Origin of the sequence: Tianweitania sp. (genome assembly GCF_032053605.1) — a bacterium.
In the GTDB taxonomy this organism is placed as follows: domain Bacteria; phylum Pseudomonadota; class Alphaproteobacteria; order Rhizobiales; family Rhizobiaceae; genus Tianweitania.
On record NZ_DAMBUH010000172.1, the window covers coordinates 1 to 4,346 of the forward strand.

The following is a 4,346-nucleotide window of genomic DNA, read 5'->3' on the forward strand; positions in this document are numbered from 1 at the left end:
GGGCACTGTTGGCGGCCGCAAAAGCCACAGCAAAGGCGTCCTGTGGCTGGGGAACCAAGGTCTCCAGATCGCTGGCTTCCGTTTGAAGAAAGCCGGCGGCCGCAGCTGAGCAGATCGACAGCAGCATGGGCGCCTGGAAGGGCAGGAGCGGCAAGGCGGCAAGCCTTGTCCGTTCCGCCTCCAGGCTCGCCGGCTCATATGGGCAACCGATCCGCGCGGCGAGTTCAGGCACCGAAAACGCCTTCATGCCGGACAGCTCGTAGCATCGTCCCGCATGAGCCGCAGGATCGCTGAGAACGGCGACCGCTGCTTCCGCCAGATCACCCCGCGCCACCGCCGAAATGCCGCCGTTGCCGAACGGCGACGTGATGCGACCGTCGCGGCCGGGCGCGGCAAGCGCACCGATCAATTCGGCATAAAGACCGTTGCGCAGGATCGTCCAGTCCATACCGCTCGCCATGATCTGCCGCTCGGTCCAGCGATGCGCCAGTGCGAAGCCGAGGTGATGGCTGGCCTTACTCAGGCTGGTATAGATGATGTGTTTCACGCCTTCTGCTGAAGCCGCCGCAAGCACGGCGCCGTGGCGGCGCATGACCACATCGTCTTCGGCATAACCGGCGGATGTCAGCAACAAGGTATCTACGCCGCTGAAATCCAGCGTGTCCGGTTGGTCGAAGTCCATCTGCCGATCGGCATCAGGCGAACGGCTGGCCCTGATAACAGCGAGCCCGTTCTGACGCGCCCGCTCTGCCACCATCGAGGCGAGCTGCCCGGAGGCGCCGGTAATCAAGATCATGGAACTTCCTTTTTCGTATGCTTCGCAGCTAAACTAAGGGTGTTCGGCACACCGCATAAGAAGGCACTGTTTTGTTCGACACGCACACGGATGTTCGCATTCCTGACCTCGCGCCTTGCGGATCGGCCGATCATGAGGATTGCGGCTTGCGCATGATCCTCGATCGGCTGGGCGAGCAATGGACGGTGATGACGCTTGCCGAATTGTCCGCCGGCCCGCGCCGCTATCGCGAGCTGGAACGAGCGCTCCTAGGCATTTCGCAGCGCATGATGACCCTGACTCTGCGCCGCCTCGAGCGTGATGGCCATGTGCTCCGCCACGTCGAGCCCAGCATCCCGCCAAGCGTCACCTATGAACTGTCCCCGATCGGCCAGTCCTTCGCCGCCCAGGTTGCAGCGCTGGTGGAATGGAGCCGCCGAACCAAGTCGGGCATAGAGGCCTCGCGCGCATCCTTCGATGCAAGGTCAATCCAGAAATAACGGGGTGGAGGGATACATGAGGAAGACGTCAACAGTCACAATGCTGCTCATGGCAGCCAGTCCAGTGACGCTCGCGTCGTCTCCGGCCGCAGCCAACTGCATCCCGCCGTGGCAGATCCTGTTTTCCTGCACCATTCCCCAGCGCGACGCGCGCGCGGAGTTTTGCCTGATCCCGAACACGGATGCGCATCCCGGCAAGAAGCAGGGCTATTACACCTATGTCACCGGCACGAAGCCGGCCGAGCTCTATTTCGAAGCCGATGGCTATTACTTTTCGACCAAGGACACCGAGGTCGATCATCCGACCGACCTCACAATGGCAGTCGGCTTCAAGCGCGGCGACTATGTTTATTCCTTCACGATCACGGAGGACGAACGACAGCCGGATGGTATCCGGGATGGGGAGGTGCGGGTTTATTCCAGCCTCGACGCCTTCACCAATGACAAGAAGGATACCGAGGTCACCAAGCTTTATTGCGATCCGGAATCCATTATCGCAAACAGGAACGAGATCCGGCCATGATGCGGCTAAAGCCTGCTCTCGGGCTCCTCGCTTTGGTCGCCTTACTGGCCACTGGCGGGTTCGGCTACACAAAGGTCATGGCGCGTGTCGGATCGGGAACGCCGCCGCCATTCGCCGATGCCGCGTCACAAGCCGATCTCATCGTCGTGTCCAAGGCAGACAAGCGGATGCAGTTGCTGCGCGATGGCCGGGTCCTGCGGACATACCGCATTTCCATGGGCGCCAATTGGAATGCCGGCCACAAGCAACAGGAAGGTGACGAGCGCACACCGGAAGGGCGCTACCTCATCGACTGGCGCAACCCTCGTTCCTTTGCCCATCTCAGCCTTCACATCTCCTACCCCAACGCCGCCGACAGTGATGCCGCACAGCGGGCGAATGTCAGCCCGGGCGGCAATATCATGATCCATGGCCTGCCCAACGGCCTGGGCCTGTTCGGCCCGCTGCACCATCTCACCGACTGGACCGACGGCTGCATCGCCGTCACCAACACGGAGATGGAGGAAATCTGGTCCCTGGTGCCCACCGGCACGCCGATCGAAATCCACGCAGGTCCGCAGCCGCTCTGATCAGCGCTTGGCCTTGTCTGCCGGATCGCTGTCCCGCCGCGGTCGCCTATGCGCGGGATCATGTTGGAAGGTCAGCAGCCGAAGCACATCGGCCATGAGTTCATTCAGTGATGCAAGCATGACGCTCTCCTTTGCATCACTGTTCATCCGCATAGCCTCTTTGCTCAAACGAGTTTACAACCGTCCTGGAATGAGTTGAGGTCATGTGATGCGGCGTGGGCGACTTCCCCTGACGGCGCTGCGCAGCTTTGAAGCGGCAGGACGCCTGTTGAGCTTCACAGCAGCGGCGCAAGAATTATGCGTCACGCAAGGCGCGATCAGCCGGCAGATCATGGAACTGGAACAGCTCACCGGGCATATCCTGTTCGAAAGGCTGCACCGGTCGGTGGCACTGACGCGTGAAGGCGAGCAACTGCTGAACGCTCTGACACCTGCATTTCAGCAGATGGATGATGGCATGGCACGGCTGGCAGCGTTGAAGCCTGTGCAGACTTTGAGGATCAGCGTCGAACCCTCATTCGCTACGGGTTGGTTGATCCCTCATCTGCACGATTTCCAGGCCAGCGATCCTGATATCGACCTTCAGGTCGAAGCGGATGCGCGCCTGGATCAGTTTCGCGAACATGAGCCAGAGCTTGCCATCCGCTGGAGTTTGACCAGGCGATCATGGCCACGGTCGCAGGCGCAGCATCTCGCCGACGTCCAGATGACCCCCGTGATCGCGCCCTCTGCCATGCGCGGTCCAATCGAGCGACCGGAGGACCTTCTTGGTTACCCGCTTCTGCACGAGGAAAATCGTGATGCGTGGTCTCAATGGTTCGATGCCGTCGGCGTTATGGATCCAAGAGATCTGCGCGGGCCGATCTTTTCCGATGTCATGCTGGAGTCGATCCGCGGCGGACACGGGATAGGTCTCGGCGATCTTCTGTTTGTTGCGGAAGATGTAAGAGGCGGGCGCCTCGTGCGTCCCTTCAACCAGACCATATCCTATGGAGCATACTGGCTCGTATGCCGCGACTTCTCTCGCCTTTCGCCCGCAGCCGGACGATTTGCTGCATGGTGCAAGACGACAATCAGCGGTCAGTTGAACGGCCGATAAGCGCACACAAACAACCACAGCTGTGAAGAATTAGCCGGCTATATTTAGGCTGAGCCACTTTGCAGATCGGCGATCTCGGAAGCCAAATTCTCTCGTGCCCGAGCCTCCCGCGAAGCAAAGCGCTCAGTCTGATAGATCGGTGCTTGCAGAAATTGGCTCAGCACCTGCGCTCGACCTGCACGATAGATGTCTTCAGGCACATGCGCGTATTCGCGCCGGATCTGCGCGGCATAGGTTTGGTACGCCTCTGGCGTTTCGCTGAGGATCAGCAGATCGAGATCGCTCATCAAGGCGTCCAACGGGTGCTCCGAAGGCTCGTGCCGCTTGGTGCCCATGATCAGCCGCTGCACCACCTTGATCGCCACATCGCTTCCGGCGAGGTCGCAGGCAGCCTGATCCGCCGAACACTCCTCGTTGTCGCCGGCGGTCATGTCATACACGATGTCATGCAGCCAGATCGCCGCAATCAACTCGCGTGAATGCGCCGCATCTTCCGGCACGTTGCGCAGCATGGCCGTGATGTGCTCGAGCGTATGATAATGCCGCTGTGGCTCGGACAACTGCCCGAACCACCGATCGGTGATCGCCGGCAAAAGGCCCAGCGTGGCAAGCGAGTCTTCCGGCATCTGATCCCCTACTGCAACGCTGCGTCGATCTCGGCCTGCGTCGGAATGGACGGTTGGGCTCCAGGCTTCAAGCAGGCCAGCGCCCCAGCCACGGCCGCGCGCTTCAAGGCGTCTTCCATGGTGAGGCCGGCATGCAGGCCTGCCGCCAATGCACCGCAGAACGTGTCGCCCGCGCCCACCGTATCGACCGGCTTGATCGACAGCGCCGGCACGCGGATTTCGAGTTCCGGCGCAACCGCCAGCGCGCCGTCGCC

General features: G+C 61.2%; 7 protein-coding genes. 4 read left to right on the forward strand and 3 right to left on the reverse strand.

Annotation, left to right across the window (positions count from 1 at the left end; genetic code table 11):
• Window positions 1-796: NAD(P)H-binding protein (locus RTX98_RS20100; RefSeq protein ID WP_312798654.1), on the reverse strand; the 796-nt coding region annotated here is incomplete at its 3' end.
• Window positions 797-867: 71 nt separating this feature from the next.
• On the opposite strand from RTX98_RS20100, the gene RTX98_RS20105 reads away from it, so the two are divergent.
• From RTX98_RS20105 to RTX98_RS20120, 4 genes are all read left to right on the forward strand, one after another.
• Entirely contained in the window at window positions 868-1,275 is a 408-nt protein-coding gene (locus RTX98_RS20105) for a helix-turn-helix domain-containing protein (RefSeq protein WP_312798655.1), read from the forward strand.
• 16 nt (window positions 1,276-1,291) lie between these two features.
• Window positions 1,292-1,798 (forward strand): hypothetical protein, encoded by a 507-nt coding sequence (locus RTX98_RS20110; protein ID WP_312798656.1) that lies wholly within the window; start codon window positions 1,292-1,294, stop codon window positions 1,796-1,798.
• The gene (locus RTX98_RS20115; RefSeq protein WP_312798660.1) at window positions 1,798-2,367 is read left to right on the forward strand and encodes a L,D-transpeptidase family protein; all 570 of its coding nucleotides are present in this window, start codon (window positions 1,798-1,800) and stop codon (window positions 2,365-2,367) included. Before RTX98_RS20110 ends, RTX98_RS20115 begins: the two co-directional genes overlap by 1 nt.
• Before the next feature lie 208 nt (window positions 2,368-2,575).
• Window positions 2,576-3,466, forward strand: a complete 891-nt coding sequence (locus tag RTX98_RS20120) for a LysR substrate-binding domain-containing protein (protein ID WP_416223189.1) — start codon at window positions 2,576-2,578, stop codon at window positions 3,464-3,466.
• 44 nt (window positions 3,467-3,510) lie between these two features.
• Here RTX98_RS20120 and RTX98_RS20125 read toward each other — a convergent pair whose 3' ends face one another.
• Both RTX98_RS20125 and RTX98_RS20130 read right to left on the reverse strand, forming a co-directional pair.
• Window positions 3,511-4,092 carry a phosphohydrolase gene (locus RTX98_RS20125; protein WP_312798658.1) on the reverse strand — a complete coding sequence of 194 codons (582 nt, stop codon included), beginning with the start codon at window positions 4,090-4,092 and terminating at the stop codon, window positions 3,511-3,513.
• A gap of 8 nt (window positions 4,093-4,100) precedes the next feature.
• A partial coding sequence (locus RTX98_RS20130) for a PfkB family carbohydrate kinase (RefSeq protein WP_312798659.1) occupies window positions 4,101-4,346 on the reverse strand: 246 nt, incomplete at its 5' end.

What these genes read in the sequence shown, in the direction of transcription:
- RTX98_RS20110 (WP_312798656.1), top strand. Translation starts at nt 1,292, where the DNA reads ATGAGGAAGACGTCAACAGTCACAATGCTGCTCATGGCAGCCAGTCCA.
- RTX98_RS20115 (WP_312798660.1), top strand. Translation starts at nt 1,798, where the DNA reads ATGCGGCTAAAGCCTGCTCTCGGGCTCCTCGCTTTGGTCGCCTTACTG.
- RTX98_RS20120 (WP_416223189.1), top strand. Translation starts at nt 2,576, where the DNA reads ATGCGGCGTGGGCGACTTCCCCTGACGGCGCTGCGCAGCTTTGAAGCG.
- RTX98_RS20125 (WP_312798658.1), bottom strand. Translation starts at nt 4,092, where the DNA reads ATGCCGGAAGACTCGCTTGCCACGCTGGGCCTTTTGCCGGCGATCACC.